Origin of the sequence: Pseudomonas protegens, from assembly GCF_003732485.1 — a bacterium.
GTDB lineage: Bacteria > Pseudomonadota > Gammaproteobacteria > Pseudomonadales > Pseudomonadaceae > Aquipseudomonas > Aquipseudomonas protegens_B.
On the sequence record NZ_MOAK01000082.1, the window covers coordinates 1 to 325 of the forward strand.

Sequence of the window (325 nt, forward strand, 5' to 3'; positions counted from 1 at the left end):
TTACGCGCTGTCCGTAGGAGCCGGCTTGCCGGCGAAGAGGCCCGTGAGTCATGCAGCGCCTGGGCGGACACCTTCGCTGGCAAGCCAGCTCCTACGGTGGCCCAACTACCGCATCTCGCTGTAGGAGCCGGCTTGCCGGCGAAGAGGTCCGTAAGTCATGCAGCGTCTGGGCGGACGCCTTCGCTGGCAAGCCAGCTCCTACACGGGGGGCGATACACACCGCTTCAGCTTCAGGCCGGCCGGTAGGCCGCCGTCGCGCTCTTGATTTTGATCTGAGCGCCCCGTTAACCACGATGGCCGAACGCAGGCATTGAGCCGTGGGTAA